This window comes from Pedobacter sp. Bi27 (assembly GCF_918698255.1).
Lineage (GTDB): Bacteria > Bacteroidota > Bacteroidia > Sphingobacteriales > Sphingobacteriaceae > Pedobacter.
Window position 1 is genome coordinate 478,329 of record NZ_CAKKMW010000001.1, and the last position, 18,788, is coordinate 497,116.

Sequence of the window (18,788 nt, forward strand, 5' to 3'; positions counted from 1 at the left end):
GGTTTAGGGTATCAACATCTCGCTTTACCCCTTAATCTTTCAGCCTTTATTCATATTCAAATACATTACTTTGGTTTAAGACATTGGCGCATCAACCTTACGCCTCTTACCTTAAACCTTATGCCTTACTCGTATTTAAGTGCATCAACAGGATTGGCGTTTGCAGTTTTATAAGCCTGAAAACTTACAGTGATTAATGCCATTAGCAAAGTCCCAAATCCCGCTATCGGCATAATCCACCATGATATTTCGGTATGGAATTCGAACTTCATCAGCCATTTATTCATCATAAAATAACTCAAAGGAATAGCGATAACAATCGCAACCACAATCATTTTCACAAAAGAGAACGAGAGCAATTGCATTAAATTAAGTAAGGAGGCGCCAAGTACCTTTCGTACGCCAAATTCTTTTGTTCTCTGCTCTGCACTATAGGCCACCAGACCAAAGAGCCCCAAACAGGAAACAAATATGGCCAGTCCGCCAAAAAGATTTGAAAGAATGCCTAAAGTTTTCTCCTTTTGGAACAAATCACTGTATACGTTATCTAAAAATGAGATTTCAACAGGATAAGCTGGATTAATATCTTTGGTAATTCGGGTAATTGTTTCAATATTTTGCTGAATGGTATTCGAAGTATTTAGCCTCATCGTGATATAACTTGTATACTTATCGTTAAAATAAAGTATCATTGGGTTATTCGATTTATAAGGCGAATCCCATACATAATCATCAAAAACCCCAATAATCACCCTTTTATCACCAAAAATGGTAAGAATTTGCCCTATTGGATTTTTTAGGTTCATTACTTTTGCGGTTGCAGAACTAATGAGAACGGCTGCAGAATCCGATGCAAATTTTTTAGAAAAATCCCTTCCTTCCAACAATTTTATACCATTAGTTTTTATGAAATCATAGCTGGCTTCAACCTTATTAAACAGGTTATCATTATTTTCCTGAACCATTCCAGGCCAACGGACATCGGTAAAATTTGAACCGTGGTGTGATAATTTTGTTGAAGATTTATTTAAACTTGTTACCGCACCAGATTGCAATAATTTTTGCTTGTAAACCTCAAATTGATTTTTTAGCTGCCCATCCTGAGGAATCTCAATTAATGCTTTGGTATCTATGCCCAGTGGTCTGTTTTTAATGTATTGAATTTGACGATAAATAACCAGCGTTGAAATAATCAGAATGATAGCAAAACAAAACTGGCTTACAACAAGGACTTGCCTTAAGCTTACAGATGCCAAACCTTTCGATTTTATTTTCCTTTTTAAAGTTTGGATCGGGTTAAAAGCAGATAAATAAAATGCGGGATAACTTCCTGCGATTAAACCTGTAGCGATAACTATTCCCAATATACCAATCCAACTGGTTAAATTAAAATAAGATATGCCGAGATTGATATTTAAAAGACCATTAAATGCAGGCAAACAGATTTCGAGCAGCGCAATTGCGACCACAACCGCAATTAAGGTAAGCACCATTGATTCTGTTAAAAATTGAAGAATTAATGAAATCCGATTTGCACCAATTGTCTTCTTAATACCGACTTCTTTCGCCCGTTTTTCTGATTTGGCCGTAGCCATGTTCATAAAATTGATACAAGCAATGAGTAAAATACCAAAAGCAAGACCAGTAAAAAGCCATATCTGTTCAATGTCGCCGCCTACACTTTTTCCATTTTCAAATTTACCAAATAAGTGCAGTTTAGCATATTGGAATGCTACGAAAGGTTGGTCGGTTTGCTTATTATTTGCTTTAACAGCCTCGTCAATTTTCCTGTTCACAACATCAATGTCTGCATTAGGATTAAGAGAAAACATCGTTACAAAACTGTAATTACCCCATCCCAAATTCTTCGCGCTCTCATCAACCATTTCATAAAAGGCCCAAGGCATTAAAAAGTCGAACTTAAGCGAGCTATTTTGAGGTATATCTTTTATTACACCGGTTACCGTCAAATTTTCACTATCCTGATAACGGACAGATTTGTTTAATACATTTGTTGTACCGAAAAGAATTTTCGCCATTGTCTCAGTAAGAATTACAGATTTCGGGTTTTTCATTGCGGTTTTAGCATTACCCGCAATAAATTCATAATTAAACAGCTTTAAAATATCCGGTTCAGCAAATTTCCCGTCTTTCTTAAATCCATTTTCCCCATTTGCAATTAAACTTTTTTTGATGTAATTCATCCTTGCAAGGTTTTTTATTTCGGGAATACGTTCCTTTAATAATGGTCCGAGCGCTGTTGTTGTTCCTTCAAATGTCTTCGACACTCCGCCATTTCCATCAGGAATATTAGTCATAACCGTATACAGATTTTCTGAGTTTCTGTAGTGCTTATCAAAGTTCCATTCGTAGGTAACATACAAGAGCAACATTAAGCAGGCAGCCAAACCAATGGCCAGGCCAATTACGTTAATAAACGAGCTTACCTTGTTTCGCCAAAGGTTACGCAGTGCAATTTTTAAGTTTAATTTGAACATAAGGTGTAGGGTTTAGCGCACAGCGTTTGGCGTTTGGCGAGGATTTATCGCTTAACGCCAAACGCTATTCGCAAGTCTTATTCATATTTTAATGCATCAACAGGATTTGCTTTGGCCACTTTAACCGATTGAATACTTACGGTGAGTATGGCAATAATTACTGAAAGACTAATTGCGGCTATAAACGGCAAGGCAGAAACAGAAATGCGATATTCGTATCCCGAGAGCCATTTATTGATAATAATATAGGCCAACGGAAATGCAATTACATTGGCTATTGCAACCAGTTTGATAAAATCCTTATTTAAAAGTGTAAGAATATTGGCTGTACTGGCGCCCAAAACCTTGCGGATACTGATTTCTTTTTTGCGTTGCTCTGCCATAAATAAAGCTAAACCAAGTAAACCCAGGCAGGAGATAAAAATGGCAAAACCTCCGAACCAGTTTGAAAGTGTGCCTAAAAGTTTTTCGTTCCAGAATTTTTTTTCAAAATTATCTTCTACAAATCTGATTGTCGCAGGGTATGCAGGATTTAATCTCTTCGATGTTTCATTGATCTTGTTAACAGATGAGGTGATGTTATTTTTATCGTTCAATCGCATAACAATGGTAGTAACATAATTAGCGTTTCGTGCAATAAGCAATGGTTTTGCTTTTTGGTATGGAGATTCCATCACATAATCTTTTACCACGCCGATGATCTTTATAGGCTGCCCCCATTCAATCATTTTACCTACCGGATTTTTCATACCCATCACTTTAACCATTGCCTCGTTAACCAGAACATTAGCGGTATCTACAAAATCTTTAGAAAAATCGCGCCCCTGCAAAATTTCCATCCCGGTAGTTTTGGTGAGATCGAGGTTAGTGAACCTAAAATTGACCAGAATTTTATCTTTTTCGTTTTTGCCCGGCCACTTAATTCCATATGTATTGTTTCCACCACCGGTTAAAGATGTGCTGTATTCGGTAAAACCTGTTATAGCACCTGATTTGAGCAGTTCATCTTTTAATATTTCACGCTTTTCTTTTTTAGAAAATTCGCCTTCGGTAGAAATCTGCACAAGATTGGCTTTATTGTAACCAATAGGTTTATTTTTGATGTAATTTAACTGCTGATAAATAACTGCTGTACAAACAATTAAACAGGCAGCAAAAACAAATTGAAAAACAACTAGAAATTTACGGATGGATAAAGATGAACCGCCTGAAAGTTTAAAGCCTTTGAGCACTTTAACCGGATCAAAAGAGGAAAGGTAAAAAGCAGGATAACTTCCGGCTATAAAGGCCGTTAACAAGGTTAATCCTAAAAATACCGACCAGAATTTATAGTCGTTATAATTTATTCCCAAAGTAATACCCAATAGGTTATTAAAGTAGGGTAAGCTTACTTCGATCAGAACAAAAGCTACCAACATACTCAATGCGGTTAATAAAACAGATTCGAACATGAACTGACCAACCAGGTTATTTCTAGATGAACCAATGGCTTTACGCACACCAACCTCTCGCGCCCTCTTTTCTGATTTGGCTGTAGAAAGATTCATAAAATTGACGCAGGCGATTAAAAGAATACAAAAAGCAAGTAAGAAAAATATCTTTAACTGATCTATTTTTCCGCCCACATTCTGCCCATTCGCAAATTTATCGTACAAATGCCACTTCGAAAGCGGATGCATAAAAGGCTCTCCGTTTGCATCTTTCTCATGCGCTTTAATCATACCCTTTAACTGGTTATTGGCCTGATTAAAAAATGAATTATCCTGAAGTTGTGCGAACATCATACAATAGTTATTGCCCCACCCACTGTTTTTTGTCCATGGGTTTAACTTTTCATATAACTTCCACGACATGATATAATCCAGTTCCAAAGTCGAATTTTTGGGACGATCTGCTATGACCCCTTCTACTTTCAGATTTTCTTTATTATCCAGTTTAACCACTTTATTAAGCGGATCTTCGTTACCGAAAAGATTTTTAGCCAGTGTTTCTGTTAAAATTATGCCATCTACACTGTTCAGAAATGTATTTGGATTGCCCTTTAAAACTTTATAATCGAACATTTTAAGGAAATCGGGATCGCCATAAGTAGCGTTCATTTTAAAATTGTTCTGGTTATAAGAAACAAGCATGGGTTCTGGGTAAGATAAACGGCTTACCTTGGCTATACCCGGAACTTTCTCTTTTATTTCATCTTTCAACTGCCCAGGAAAAGCCATAAAACTAAATGTCTCCGAAGCTGTTTTCTGGTTGTTATAAAGTACATAAGTTCTATCATAATCGGTAAATTGTTTATCGTAACCGTACTCGTAAGCGACATAAAGCAATAAAACCATACAACTGGCCAAGCCAATGGCCAATCCACCCAAATTAATCAGGGTAAATCCTTTATTTCTCCAAAGGTTTCGCAAAGCGATTTTTAAGTTTAATTTGAACATAAGGTGTAGGGTTTAGCGCACAGCGTTTGGTGTTTGGCGAGGATTTATCGCTTAACGCCAAACGCCGCACGCAGGCTTTATTCGTATTTTAATGCATCAATAGGGTTTGCCTTCGCTACTTTAACCGATTGAATACTTACAGTGAGTATGGCAATGATTACCGAAAGACTAATTGCAGCTATAAATGGCAATGCAGATATAGAGACCCGATACTCGAAAGATGAAAGCCATTTATTTACAATGATATATGCTAATGGGAATGCAATAAGATTGGCAATGGCCACCAATTTTATAAAATCTTTATTTAGCAACACGAGGATATTGCTAGTGCTGGCACCTAAAACCTTACGGATACTGATTTCCTTTTTGCGTTGCTCTGCCATAAAAAGCGCCAGACCTAATAATCCTAAACAGGAAATGAAAATTGCGAAACCACCAAACCAGTTTGAGAGTGAACCTAAAAGTTTTTCATTTTTAAATTTCACTTCAAAAGATTCGTTCACAAATTTACGGTTAACAGGATAGTTGGGTTCCATTTGCTTTACTATATCATCAATTTTGGCTAGTGATGAACTGATGTTTTGATTTGGATTTAGCCGTACAATGATAACTCTTGCGTCGTCTCTTTGATTTACTCTAAAAATCATTGGGGCCACTCTTTGATAAGCACTTTCCACTACAAAGTCTTTTACTATCCCAACTGTAGTTAGCTTTTTATCCCAGAAAGTAATAACCTTACCGATCGGATTCTTTAATCCCATCATTTTTACCGCCGCTTCATTTAACAATACACTACTTGTATCATTAGGAAATTTCGCAGAAAACTCCCTACCATTAATCATTTTAGTGCCAATAGTTTCAACAAAATCATACCCTATTGTTCTATGATTAAAAGAAATAGCTTCGTTTGGGTTTTTACCTTCCCATTGTACACCCGTAGTATTATCTCCACCTTCAGTAAAATCTGTACTAAAGAAAGTAACATCGCTTGCAGCACCAGCTGCTATTAGTTGCGTTTTAAGCAATTCTAGCTTTGCTGCATCGTTCATTTTGCCAACAACTGCTATCTGAATTAAATTGGATTGATCATAACCAATAGGCTTATTTTTAACATAATTAAGTTGCTGATAAATTACTGCTGTACAAATAATTAAACTTGCCGCAAAAACGAATTGGCCAACCACTAATACTTTTCTCACCGAAGTAGATGAATCTGCTTTAAGGGTGAAACCTTTTAACACTTTGATAGGTTCAAAAGAGGATAGATAAAGCGCTGGATAACTACCCGCAATTAATCCGGTTAAAATCATTAGTCCCACTAGTGTTAACCAAAATAGGCTGTTATGATAATCTATTGTTAATTTAATATCTAACAGACCATTAAAATATGGCAAACTCACCTCAATTAAGATAAAAGCTAAAACTGTGGCAATAAATGTGAGGAGTAGGGATTCTAAAAAAAATTGATTAATTAACGATTTACGTGTTGATCCGATTGCTTTACGAACGCCAACTTCTTTTGCCCTACGTTCTGAGCGTGCTGTAGATAAATTCATAAAATTTACACAGGCAATTAACAAGATACAAAAGGCCAGCAATAAGAATATTTTAAGCTGATCTATTTTTCCACCTACCGATTTACCGTTTACAAAATCATCGTATAGGTGCCATTTGTTTAAAGGATGTAATAAAGCTACTGCCGTATTATCTTTTTGATTGCGTTTGTAAATGCCATGCATCAAATCATTTGCAGCAGTAAAAAAGTTATTATCCTTTAACTGAACAAGGGTTAAACACATATTATTCCCCCAATTGCCTTCCTTCACCCAGTTTTCTCGTTTTTCGAACAATGCCCAGGGCATGATGCACTCAAAAGTTAAACTACTATTTGCTGGTGCATCTTCTATTACAGCTTCAACCTTTAATGCTTCCTGATTTTCAAGCTTTACCATTTTATTAAGTGGATCTTCATTTCCAAATAATTTTTTCGCAAAAGATTTGGTAAGAATAATGGTATTTACATCTTTTAAAACTTTGGCTGAATTACCTTCAAGAAATTTATAATCCAATATTTTAATAAAATTTTGGTCGGCAAATATTGCACTGCTATTTATTTTATTGTCACCAACGGTAATTAATTGTTTCCTCGGATAAGTAGTGTGAGAAGCATATTTAACGCCAGGGATTTTTTCTTGCACTTCCTTAGCCATCACATTAGGTGTCCACGCCCAGCTAAAAGTTTTACCACTTGCCTCCATATTTTGATAAACTACATAAGTTTTATCGTGATTGGAGAATTGTTTATCGTAGCTCCACTCGTAAGCAACATAAAGTAACAAAACCATACAGCTGGCTAAGCCAATGGCTAAACCCCCAATGTTGATCAAAGAGAATCCCTTGTTTTTCCAGAGGTTTCGCAAAGCGATTTTTAAGTTTAATTTGAACATGTTTTTATTGTTTGGCGATAGGTGTTTGGGGTGTGGCGGTCAAAATACCTATCTGGTGGTTTTCACTATTTCGTCTTCCCGAATCTTCCTATCCAGGAAGATTTTTGGGCAGACTTATTATTAACTAAACTAAAATTTTTTTGAGGTTGAAGGTAGGAAGGTAGAGGGTTAAAGGTTGACATAATTCTACCTTAAAACCTTCAGCCTTCTCCCCTTATATCAGTTCTTCGTTTCTGCTTTTATTGATCTTTTCAGAAATCACATGACCATCTTTCAGGTTGATGATTCTGTTCGAAAAACTGGCATCATGACTGGAGTGCGTAACCATTACAATGGTAGTTCCAGTTTCATTCAGTTCGCAAAGTAGCTCCATCACTTCATTACCATGAGAACTATCCAAATTTCCGGTAGGCTCATCGGCCAAAACCAACTTCGGTTTGGTAACCAAAGCCCTTGCTACGGCCACACGCTGCTGCTGTCCACCTGATAACTGTTGTGGAAAATGACCGCTACGGTTTACAATATTCATTCTTTCGATAATTTCATTTACCAGTTTCTTGCGTTCTCCTGTAGGAATTTTATTATAAATTAGTGGCAGTTCGATGTTTTCGAAAACAGTTAATTCATCAATCAAATTGAAATTCTGGAAAACAAACCCCATATTTCTTTTACGGAAATTTGAACGTTCCCTATCGTTAAGCGTTAAAAGCTCGGTATCGATAAATTTGTAGCTTCCACTTTCGGGCTTATCCAATAAACCCATTACATTTAATAGAGTAGATTTGCCACAGCCCGATGGCCCCATGATGGAAACAAATTCTCCTGCTCCAACATGGAGGTTAATACCATTCAGCGCAGTGGTTTCTACCTCTTCAGTTTTGTAAACTTTTTCCAGATTTTCTATTTTAATCATAGTATCAAGTATTATTCTAGTATTTAGTATCTTGTACATGTAGTTAGTATCAAGTATCAAGACTGATTTTATTATTGTCTAATTTGTTAATCGGTTAATTGGCGCCAAACGCCATCCGCTTTATTTATTAATCTCCACCTGATCGTATTGGTTAAACTGATCGTAAGATGAAGTAATTACTTCGTCGCCTTTCTGCAAACCATCCAATATTTCATAGTACAAGTAATTTTTCCGCCCGATTTTAACGTTTTTCTTGGTGGCTTTACCATTATTTACTACAAATACCCAAGAGCCGCCTGTACTCTGGAAAAACTGTCCCTGGGCAAGAAGCAGCGATTTGCTATTGTCAGATAAGGTTAATTTTGTTTGTAACGATAATCCGCGACGTAAACCTTCAGGTGCTGCACCCTTAAAAACCATTTCTACCTGAAACTGACCTGCTGTAACCTCAGGGATTACTTTACTTACGGTTAAGCTATAAGTTTTACCATTAAACTCACAGTTAGCGGTTTGTCCTTCTTTTACCCGATTGATATAATATTCATCAACTCCTGCCTGAAGCTTATAGCCCTGCAACACGTCAATCTTTCCGATCATTTCGTTAGAGTTATAAGATTTTCCGATTACCGGATCGTAAGAAGATAATTTACCAGATACAGGTGCTTTAATGGTCATATTTTCGATGTTTTTACGGATCATCTCTAAACTTTCGTTCATTTGCCCCATGGATTGATCGATTTGAGCCAATTGCATCTTACGGCTTTGATTTTCTTGTTTAATCGCTTGACGCACAATTTTCAGTTTACCCTGGTAATATTCGTAATCCTGATTCGATTTATTAAATTCCTGAAGTGTGATTACTTTTTTAGAAAATAGTGAGCTATCTAATCTATACTGACGGGTTGCTGTTCTTAAGCTATTTTCTACATCTAAAACATCCTGATTTAAAACCCTTTGATTCTGCTCTAAATCCAACCGCGATTTCCGCAACTGGTTAATCTGCTCGGTAGCTGCTGTTTGACTTGAAGTATAACTCAACATGGCATTTGAGTTGGAGATTCTTAGTAGTGGGGTTCCTTTAACTACCGAAGCACCATTTTCTGTAAAAATTTCGGCAACTGTTCCACCTTCCGATGAACTTACAATTACCGAAGTTAACGGAACTACACTGGCATTTAATAACACTACATCTTCAAAATCTCCATATTCTACTTTACTGATGGTTAATTTATCGGCATCTGCACTGTAAACTTTTTTGAGGGATAAAGTATAGCCATAAATTACAACTGCCACAAAAGCAATTGCTCCACCTATAATCAACAGGGTTTTAGTGCTAAATCTTTTTTTCTCTATTTTCTTATCCATTGTGTTCGGTTGTACTGTTTGGAATCACTAATAACCAAGCTTGTGCCAAAAGCCACAAACACAATTAAAACATTAATAATCAGTAATTTAAAAGTTTTTACTATTTTCATATGTTCGTTATCGGACAGTTCGTGTGCGGGAGCGGACAGTTTTATTACTTTAGCACATCAAATTTAACTTTATGCTAGACGCCACAGTTTTAATTATCGATGATGATGACGATATCCTGCTCAGTGCCCGTTTGTTTCTAAAGCAGCAGGTAAAGCAGGTAATTACCTGTAAATCGCCTAAAGAGATCAATGTTTTATTGAGCAAAAATGAAATTGATATCATTCTGCTTGATATGAATTACCAAAAAGGTGCAAGTGATGGCCGCGAAGGTCTTTATTGGCTAGAACATATTTTATCGATTGATAAAGATTATGTTGTAATACTAATGACTGCTTTTGGCAATGTTGAACTGGCAGTAAAGGCGATTAAAAAAGGAGCAACCGATTTTATTCTGAAACCATGGGAAAATGAGAAGCTGTTTGCCACCATTTCTTCGGCATCTAAACTTCGCGAATCGACCAAAAAGGTAAAGAAACTAGAAAAAATACATTCGTCGCTCCAAAAAGACCTTACCCGTGGTTTTGAGAATATTGTTGGGCAGGCAGATGAAATAAAGCAATTACAGAATACGCTCTTAAAAGTAGCCCCTACTGATGCCAATGTGCTTATTCTGGGAGAAAACGGAACGGGAAAACAAGTTTTTGCCTATGAAATCCATGGTAATTCGCAAAGGAAAAACCAGGTGTTTATGCATGTTGATTTAGGCTCGTTAAACGAAAATTTATTTGAAAGCGAATTATTCGGTTATGCTAAAGGTGCTTTTACCGATGCCAAAGAAGATAAACCCGGTCGCTTTGAACTGGCCGATGGAGGAACGATCTTTTTAGACGAGATTGGAAATTTAACATTACCACTTCAGGCAAAACTCTTAAGCGTTTTGCAAAACCGTACAGTTACCCGTTTAGGTGAAAGTAAAGAACGCAAGGTGAATGTCCGTTTAATAACGGCCACCAATATGCCTTTGAATGAAATGGTAGCTAAAAATACATTTAGGCAGGATTTACTGTTCCGTATTAATACTGTTGAGCTTTTATTACCAGCCTTACGTAAACGCGGAACAGATATTCTACTTTTGGCCAATCATTTTATGCAGGTTTTTAGTTCAAAATACCATAAAGACATACGAAAACTAAGTAATAAGGCCCAAGAAGCACTTTTACAGTATAAATGGCCGGGCAATGTGCGTGAGTTACAGCACGTTTTAGAAAGAGCCGTTATTATGAGCGATGGGACTGATATTGCAGAAGAAGATCTGCAATTAAGTCCGCAGCGCTACGCACAGAACAACGCCATACCAGATGAAATGGCACTTGAGGATATGGAAAAAATGATGGTGCAGAAAGCAATTGACAAACACAAAGGAAATATATCAAAAGCCGCGGCAGAACTCGGTTTAACACGGGCTGCACTGTATAGAAGAATCGAGAAATTTGGAATATAAGCTGAAAGCTGAAAGACCAGAGCTTAAAGCTTTAGTCTTTCGCCTTTAAGCTTTCAGCATTAAAAACATGTTTTATCAACGTTTTACTTTCCGTTTAATATTTCGCCTGTTGGTTATCAATCTGTTGGGCTATCTCCTATTTTACCTGATTAAAAATACCCAGCTTTGGTTTACCATCATTGGCGTAGCTTTAATTTTATTGGGTACGATTATTTCCCTTTATTACTATATCAATCAGATCCGATCAGATATCAACCGTTTCATTTTAGCCGTTAAAACGAGAGATCATACCTTAAACTTTAAAAACAAAGTAACGAAAGGCAGTTTCCCTGAGTTATACGAATCGTTTAGCGATATTTTACAGGTCCATAAACAGATCAGATTGGAACAGGAAGCGATGTTTCAGCTGATTAAAACCATTTTGGAACAGGTTCCCGTTGGTGTAATCGTGGTAAATAATACCAATCAGGAAGAGAATGAAGAGGTTGCATTTTTTAATCAGGCCGCTTCAAATCTTTTAGGTATTCCGGCGTATAAGTATTGGCACAGGGTAAAGCAACACCTCCCTACCTTTGCAGCAGAAATAGAGCAGATCTTATCGGGTGGAAAAAGGTTTCTGGAATTGAAAATCCAGGATAAACTGATTCAATTATCAACCGAAGTTATTCCGTTAAATCTTTACGGAAACAATTATACCATTATCAGTTTCCAAAACATTAAAGACGAAATTGAGCAAAAAGAAACGGAAGCATGGAATAGATTAATTGGTGTAATCTCACACGAGATCTTAAACTCAATTACTCCCATAAGTTCATTATCGGATACGATCAACAGGATGGTAACTGATAAAGAGAACCTTACAGAAGATGAAATGGACGACCTGAAAACGGCATTACAAACCATACAAAGAAGATCTTCTGGCCTCTTAGATTTTGTAAAGGATTATCGCCTAATTGCCGAGCTGCCTACACCAAACCTCGAATCGCATACCATTGGTGAAATACTGAAACACATTAAGGTATTGATGCAGCCATTTGCCAAAGTTAAAAATGTGGTACTGGATGTAGAACAAACCTCTTCAAAAATCACCATTCAGCTCGATCTGAAATTAGTTGAACAAGTGCTGATCAACCTCATTACCAATAGTATTTATGCTGTAGAGGACAGAGAACACCCATACATCAACGTAAATTACCGTTTAGAAAACACTAAGCTATATATTGATGTTACCGATAACGGAAAAGGCATCGATGCCAGTGATCTTGAAAAGATTTTTGTTCCATTTTATACCACCAGGAAAAATGGATCAGGAATAGGATTGACCATTAGCCGCAACATTATGAAAATGCATAGAGGCAGCATAGAAGTTGTTTCAATGCCAGATAATGGCAGCACTTTTTCTCTGGTATTTAATTACGTTTAATCATTTGAATGTTTTTTTGAGCTAAAAAATCAAACAAAACCAGTTTTGATATGCTTTTAATGATGTGGATACATCAAATACAAGCATGAAGACAGTTATAATATCGAACAGACTACCCGTTAAAATCATTGAAGAAAACAACGAATACACCCTTATTCCAAGTGAGGGCGGCCTTGCCACAGGATTAGGAGACGTTTATAAATCAGGCAATTCCATTTGGATCGGCTGGCCTGGCATAGAAGTACCAGAAGAACGTCAGGAAGAAGTTACTCAAAAACTTGCCGCGTTAAACCTATACCCAGTTTACCTTACTCAAAACGAAATCAATTTATATTACGAAGGTTTCTCAAACGAAGTATTATGGCCAGTATTTCATTACCTTGTTACCTACGCCCATTACGAACAAAGTTATTGGGATTGCTATCAATCCGTTAATGAGAAATTTGCAAAAAGTGCCATGCAGGTACTTAACAGAAGAGATAAAATCTGGATCCAAGATTACCAGTTACTCCTTCTTCCTGGCATTTTAAGGGAAAAACTCCCAAATGCTACGATTGGTTTTTTCCAGCATATTCCTTTTCCATCATACGAAATATTCCGTTTAATCCCTTGGCGCGAAGAACTATTGAACGGCTTAATTGGTGCCGATCTAATCGGTTTCCATACTTTTGATGATGTTCGCCATTTTATTAGTACGGCAACACGTTTGCTCCCTGTAAACTCATCATCAAACATACTCAGCAGTAACGAAAGACAAATTGTTGTGGAAGCTTTTCCAATGGGAATTGATTTCGATAAATTTTCAGGTTTACCAGCAACTGAACGAGTGCAACAAGAGATCGACTATTTCAGGACAGGTAAAGAAGATATGAAAGTAATCTTGTCTATCGATCGGCTCGATTACAGCAAAGGCATATTAGAAAGATTAAAGGCTTTAGAGCTATTGCTTCAGATCCACCCAGAGTATATTGGCAAAATCGAGCTTTTTATGATTGTTGTGCCCTCCAGGGATACGGTACCAAAATATAGCGAACTCCGAGATCAGATTGATCAGTTTGTTGGAAATTTAAATGCGAGGTACCGTTCAATGAATTGGATTCCGGTAAATTATTTTTACCGCTCCTTCCCTATTGAAGTGCTATCGGCCCTTTACTCCACAGCAGATATCTGTTTGGTTACGCCTATGCGCGATGGAATGAATTTGGTAAGTAAAGAATATGTAGCCAGCAGAAACAATAATGATGGTGTATTGATTTTAAGTGAAATGGCGGGAGCATCCAAAGAATTAACTGATGCCATAATCGTAAATCCCAATAACATTGGTGATATTATGGAGGCTATTGTAACAGCGCTTAAAATGTTACCATCAGAACAACAAATGCGTATGAAAGCCATGCGTGCAATTGTAGAAAAATTCAATGTTAAACATTGGGTTAACAATTTTATTTTAAGATTAAACGAAGTGAAAGATTCTCAAAAATCGTTATTAACAAAACATGCAGTAAATGCTATTAATGAAGTAATCGTAACTAAATATGCGCAAACGCAAAATCGTGTGCTATTTTTAGATTATGACGGTACCCTTGTAGATTTTACCGGAAATATTGACGACGCTTCGCCAGATGCCGAATTGTACGATTTGATTGAGAACCTAACACTCGATAAGGCAAATAAAGTGGTTATTATTAGTGGCAGACGAAATGAAACCCTCGAAAAGTGGTTTGGACACCTAAAGGTAGATATGATTGCAGAACATGGTGCCTGGCAAAAATCGTTCGAAGATAAATGGAACAGCCTGCCACTTTTAACCGACCAGTGGAAACAAGAAATAAAAACGTTATTGGAAACTTATACAGACCGTACCCCAGGATCGTTTATTGAAGAAAAAAGTTACTCACTGGTTTGGCATTATCGGAAAGCAGAAGAAGGGCTTGGCGAATTAAGGGCCAATGAAATTATCAGCCATATGAAAATCTTAGCTGCAGATAAAGGCCTGCAACTTATGCCGGGCAATAAGGTAATTGAGTTTAAAAATATGGAGGTTAACAAAGGCAAGGCTGCCCTTAACTGGTTGTACGATAAAAAACCAGATTTTATTTTGGCTCTTGGCGATGACCATACCGACGAAGATATTTTCAGGGCATTACCAGATGACGCTTTTACCATTAAAGTTGGCAACAACATTTCGGAAGCAAAATATTACCTAAATGATTTTAATGAAGTGCGAAAACTGCTTTGGAGCTTAGTAAAAGAAGAATTTGTAGGCCGGAGTTAATGCAACCTACATTTTCACTAAATAAATCGTCATTGCGAGAAGGCTCTTTCAGCCGACGAAGCAATCTTACAACGATCGCTACAGCGTGCGCATTAAGATTGCTTCATACTTCGCAATGACGAATTTATTATAAAATTAATGCCAAGGTCTGTGTCTCCATAGACATTTAGCTTTGACAACTTTAACATGCAGTGTGCAGATAAAAGTTGTCAAAGCTTTTTTGTTGTAATCCACCCTATTCCTACAAAAATATCGGCCTATCCAGTTTAATTGCAATGCGATAAGCCGCATTCATTAAACCCACATGACTATAAGCCTGAGGGAAATTACCCCATTGGCTACCCGTTTTAGCATCAACATCCTCACTGAACAAAAGAAGGTGATTACAATATTTAATAATATTTTCGAATTCCTTAATCGCTTCATCCTTACGGCCAACACAGGCCAAAGCTTCCACATACCAAAAAGCACAGATTAAAAATGTTGTTTTTGGCTTACCGAAATCGTCAGCATGTAAGTAACGGTAAAATAGCCCATCTTCCGTTTTCAACTCCTTTTCTAAAGCGATTAAATGATCTTTCGCCCGATCTGAAGCCGGATCCAAATAATTCATCATGATCAATTGTAGGGTGCTCGCGTCTAAATGTGGACTTCCAACCGCATTGGTATAAACCTTTCTTTCCGGATCGTAGCAGGCTTCTATGTGCGCCGCAGCCTTATCAATCAAAATCTCCGCACGCTTCTCGAAATCCTCATTACCAATAGTTTTAGCCATTTTTAAAGCAGCCTGTGCTCCTGCCCATTGAAATAGGTTACTATAACAATGTACATTGGCAATATTTCTGAATTCCCAAATTCCGGCATCCTTTTCATCAATTGTCCGTTCAATTTTAGAAAGCACACTTTCAATCCACTTTACCGAATCGCTACGTTCGGAAAAAACAAAACGGTGGTCGGTATAAAGTGGTAACATCGAAATTAAAACCTGACCGTAAATATCATTCTGAATGTGTTCATAGGCCTGGTTTCCTATTCTAATGGGTTGCTCGCCTTTGTAACCTTCCAGATGATTTAATGTATGCTCGGTAATTTCCCTTTCTCCTGCAATACCGTACAGGGGTTGATAGCGTGTATCTTCAGCATGCGAAATATCAGAGAGGTAATTAAAATACTTCTCCATTTCTTCAAAATGGCCAATATGGTTCAATGACGTTAATACATAGTGCGAATCCCTTAACCAGCAATATCTATAATCCCAGTTTCGGGTACTGCCCGGCGATTCTGGTAAACTAGTGGTACTTGCTGCTATAATTGCACCGGTATCTTCATATTGATGGATTTTCAGCACCAAGGCTGATCGGATTACAAAAGGTTGGTAAAAACCCGCTATTGACGAGTGTTTAATCCATAATCGCCAATAGGCAATGGTTTCCCGCAAAAAATTTTCGGCGGTACTTACCACGGGAGCCTCTAAATTTTGGCCATAAGTCATAACGAGGTACTTGGCCTCATTAAGTACAAATGCTTTTTCGTCAAAAATATAAGTAAGTGATACATTGGTACTTAAGCGGATATTTTCATCACAACCCAGATAATCAATATGATTACTGCCCCTACTCGACTTCATTTTACCTTTCCCATAATCGCACACCGGCTCACATTTGATAGTAATGCGCGGGTTCCCCTCCAAAGGTTCGATCTTTCTGATGAACATTAACGGTTTAAAATAGCGATCGTACAGGTGAAAACGTGGTGCAAAATCCGTAATCCGGTATTTCCCGTCTTCAGCGGTAATTTCCGTCCTTAAAACATTGGTATTTTCAATATAATATTGATTAGAGGTAAATTCACCCTGAGGTAAAATCGAAAACTCTCCTCCCTTTTTCTCATCCAATAAACTGCCAAATACAAAAGGGCTATCGAAACGTGGCCAGCAAAGCCAAGATATATCAGTGTTTTTATTTACGTGTGCAATGAAAGCGCAATTTCCTATAATTCCTGTTTGATAAAGGTGCTGTTCGGCCATAGACTATAATTTTGTTTATTTACTAACAAGCCGATCGGAAAAATGTTAGGGAGAAATGTCAAAAAGCCGTTAAAACGATTAAGAACTTATTTTTTGAAAAGCAGGGTTCTGTACATTTCGGTGGCGATAGTCCCTGCTACCGCTGCAAGTCCTTGCTTCATTGTGGGCTTTTTGCTATCAGGTTTATTTAGCAAAGACTTCCGAAGTTTCAAAGGGGCCATAACGCCGGAGAACTTCTGAAGTCTGATGATACGCTATAAATCCGCGTTAGGGATTGTAAGGGTTTAGTACCGATCCTTCATCGGTACCGGAGCAAAGCGCAGCCCTGAAAAGCCCGACCCTTTCCCGATTCACCGGGATTAGGGTAACGCCCAAATCAGTTTGCAATCTTCAGCTTCCAGTTTGCAGTTTTCAGTTGGTAGTTTCTTAAAACGGCTTATTTTTAAAACCTTAGCGGTCTGATAAAAGATTCTTCTCCGAAGGAGTTCCTTTGGAACACTACACCCAGAATGATAGTCGGGCAATAAAAAAGCCAGCCACGAAAAATCGCGACTGGCCTAGTTAATGAATAATGATTATCTTAAATTACTGTTCCACTAGGTACAACAGCACCTTTTTTAATTACCACGATACCATCCTTAACGGCATAAAGCTCAAAGTCTCCGTCTTCCAAATGATCGCCGCCATTAATTTTAACATCATTTCCTATACGGCAATTTTTATCAATAATAGCGTTGTTGATGTGACAGCGATCTCCGATACCAATTAATGAATTCCCTTTATTGGTTTCTTCCTGAATTTCTTCAAGCGTCTGGTACCGGTCGCTCCCCATAATATAGGCATTGGTAATTACTGTATCCTGTCCGATTCTAGACCTGATCCCTAAAACAGCATGCTCTACTCTGCTGGCCTGAACAATACAGCCTTCAGCGATAATGGTTTTATCCAAAGTGGTACCCGAAATTTTTGAAGGAGGCAACATTCGTGCCCTGGTGAAAATAGCATGGTTGCTATCGAACATATTAAATTTAGGAATTTCATCCGTTAGACCTAAATTGGCTTCAAAGAAAGATGAAATATTTCCAATATCGGTCCAATAACCTTCATACTGAAAGCTTAAAACCCTGCTCTGAGAAATTGCTCTGGGCAAAATCTCTTTACCAAAATCCTTTTCTTCTTCGTTCTCATTTAAGATATTGATCAGGTACTCGCGGTTGAAAACGTAAATACCCATTGAAGCTAAGAAATTACGTCCTTCGCCCTGCATTTCAGCACCAGTATCCGAAACCCATTCTTCTAAACCAGTTTTAGGTTTTTCGATGAAAGAAGTGATCATGTTTTCATCATCGGCCTTTAAAATACCAAAATCTGTTGCATCTTTTGCCGTTACCGGAATAGTAGCAATGGTAATTTCTGCATTGGCTTCGATATGTTTTTCGATCATATCCTTAAAGTCCATCTGGTACAGTTGATCGCCGGATAAAATCAAAATGTAATCGAATTCGTGCGAAACAATGTGATGCATACACTGACGAACAGCATCTGCTGTACCCTGGAACCAACCTGAGTTTTGTACAGTTTGTTCAGCCGCCAAAATATCAACAAAGGCCGTACTAAAATGGCTAAAGTGATATGTGTTTTTAATGTGTTTGTTTAGGGATGCTGAATTAAACTGGGTTAACACAAACATTCGATGAATTCCAGAATTTAAGCAATTCGAAATCGGAATATCTACCAATCGGTATTTACCAGCAATTGGAACTGCCGGTTTAGAACGTGTTTGTGTTAGCGGCGATAATCTAGAGCCCTGGCCACCGCCAAGGATAACGCCTAAAACTTTGTCAGTCATGT

The 18,788-nt window shown here is 37.5% G+C and carries 10 protein-coding genes; 3 read left to right on the forward strand and 7 right to left on the reverse strand.

The features are described from left to right. Positions 1-125 precede the first annotated feature (125 nt). From LQ227_RS01830 to LQ227_RS01850, 5 genes are all read right to left on the reverse strand, one after another. On the reverse strand, positions 126-2,498 hold the full coding sequence (locus LQ227_RS01830; RefSeq protein ID WP_230147983.1) for an ABC transporter permease: 2,373 nt from the start codon (positions 2,496-2,498) through the stop codon (positions 126-128). A gap of 77 nt (positions 2,499-2,575) precedes the next feature. Further along, positions 2,576-4,936 carry an ABC transporter permease gene (locus LQ227_RS01835; protein WP_230147985.1) on the reverse strand — a complete coding sequence of 787 codons (2,361 nt, stop codon included), beginning with the start codon at positions 4,934-4,936 and terminating at the stop codon, positions 2,576-2,578. 77 nt (positions 4,937-5,013) lie between these two features. Further along, complete coding sequence (locus LQ227_RS01840; protein WP_230147987.1) at positions 5,014-7,383, reverse strand: ABC transporter permease; 2,370 nt, start codon at positions 7,381-7,383, stop codon at positions 5,014-5,016. Positions 7,384-7,597: 214 nt separating this feature from the next. Further along, positions 7,598-8,296, reverse strand: coding sequence for an ABC transporter ATP-binding protein (locus LQ227_RS01845; RefSeq protein WP_230143923.1), 699 nt, complete (start codon positions 8,294-8,296; stop codon positions 7,598-7,600). A gap of 120 nt (positions 8,297-8,416) precedes the next feature. Further along, positions 8,417-9,661 (reverse strand): efflux RND transporter periplasmic adaptor subunit, encoded by a 1,245-nt coding sequence (locus LQ227_RS01850; RefSeq protein ID WP_230143921.1) that lies wholly within the window; start codon positions 9,659-9,661, stop codon positions 8,417-8,419. A gap of 181 nt (positions 9,662-9,842) precedes the next feature. Here LQ227_RS01850 and LQ227_RS01855 point away from each other — a divergent pair, with 181 nt between their 5' ends. The 3 genes from LQ227_RS01855 (at position 9,843) to LQ227_RS01865 (ending at position 14,911) form a co-directional block, all read left to right on the forward strand. Beyond that, the gene (locus LQ227_RS01855) at positions 9,843-11,213 is read left to right on the forward strand and encodes a sigma-54 dependent transcriptional regulator (protein ID WP_230147989.1); all 1,371 of its coding nucleotides are present in this window, start codon (positions 9,843-9,845) and stop codon (positions 11,211-11,213) included. 67 nt (positions 11,214-11,280) lie between these two features. After that, on the forward strand, positions 11,281-12,636 hold the full coding sequence (locus tag LQ227_RS01860; RefSeq protein WP_230147991.1) for a PAS domain-containing sensor histidine kinase: 1,356 nt from the start codon (positions 11,281-11,283) through the stop codon (positions 12,634-12,636). A gap of 85 nt (positions 12,637-12,721) precedes the next feature. Further along, complete coding sequence (locus LQ227_RS01865; RefSeq protein ID WP_230147992.1) at positions 12,722-14,911, forward strand: bifunctional alpha,alpha-trehalose-phosphate synthase (UDP-forming)/trehalose-phosphatase; 2,190 nt, start codon at positions 12,722-12,724, stop codon at positions 14,909-14,911. Positions 14,912-15,152: 241 nt separating this feature from the next. Here the strand turns inward: LQ227_RS01865 and LQ227_RS01870 are convergent, their stop codons facing one another. Together LQ227_RS01870 and LQ227_RS01875 are read right to left on the reverse strand one after the other, a co-directional pair. Beyond that, complete coding sequence (locus LQ227_RS01870; RefSeq protein WP_230147994.1) at positions 15,153-16,937, reverse strand: glycoside hydrolase family 15 protein; 1,785 nt, start codon at positions 16,935-16,937, stop codon at positions 15,153-15,155. 580 nt (positions 16,938-17,517) lie between these two features. Next, positions 17,518-18,786 carry a glucose-1-phosphate adenylyltransferase gene (locus tag LQ227_RS01875; RefSeq protein ID WP_230143917.1) on the reverse strand — a complete coding sequence of 423 codons (1,269 nt, stop codon included), beginning with the start codon at positions 18,784-18,786 and terminating at the stop codon, positions 17,518-17,520. Positions 18,787-18,788: the final 2 nt, after the last annotated feature.

Bases quoted from the DNA above. Each gene is read 5' to 3' on its own strand.
- LQ227_RS01830 (WP_230147983.1), bottom strand. From the start codon at position 2,498: ATGTTCAAATTAAACTTAAAAATTGCACTGCGTAACCTTTGGCGAAAC.
- LQ227_RS01835 (WP_230147985.1), bottom strand. From the start codon at position 4,936: ATGTTCAAATTAAACTTAAAAATCGCTTTGCGAAACCTTTGGAGAAAT.
- LQ227_RS01840 (WP_230147987.1), bottom strand. From the start codon at position 7,383: ATGTTCAAATTAAACTTAAAAATCGCTTTGCGAAACCTCTGGAAAAAC.
- LQ227_RS01845 (WP_230143923.1), bottom strand. From the start codon at position 8,296: ATGATTAAAATAGAAAATCTGGAAAAAGTTTACAAAACTGAAGAGGTA.
- LQ227_RS01850 (WP_230143921.1), bottom strand. From the start codon at position 9,661: ATGGATAAGAAAATAGAGAAAAAAAGATTTAGCACTAAAACCCTGTTG.
- LQ227_RS01855 (WP_230147989.1), top strand. From the start codon at position 9,843: ATGCTAGACGCCACAGTTTTAATTATCGATGATGATGACGATATCCTG.
- LQ227_RS01860 (WP_230147991.1), top strand. From the start codon at position 11,281: ATGTTTTATCAACGTTTTACTTTCCGTTTAATATTTCGCCTGTTGGTT.
- LQ227_RS01865 (WP_230147992.1), top strand. From the start codon at position 12,722: ATGAAGACAGTTATAATATCGAACAGACTACCCGTTAAAATCATTGAA.
- LQ227_RS01870 (WP_230147994.1), bottom strand. From the start codon at position 16,937: ATGGCCGAACAGCACCTTTATCAAACAGGAATTATAGGAAATTGCGCT.
- LQ227_RS01875 (WP_230143917.1), bottom strand. From the start codon at position 18,786: ATGACTGACAAAGTTTTAGGCGTTATCCTTGGCGGTGGCCAGGGCTCT.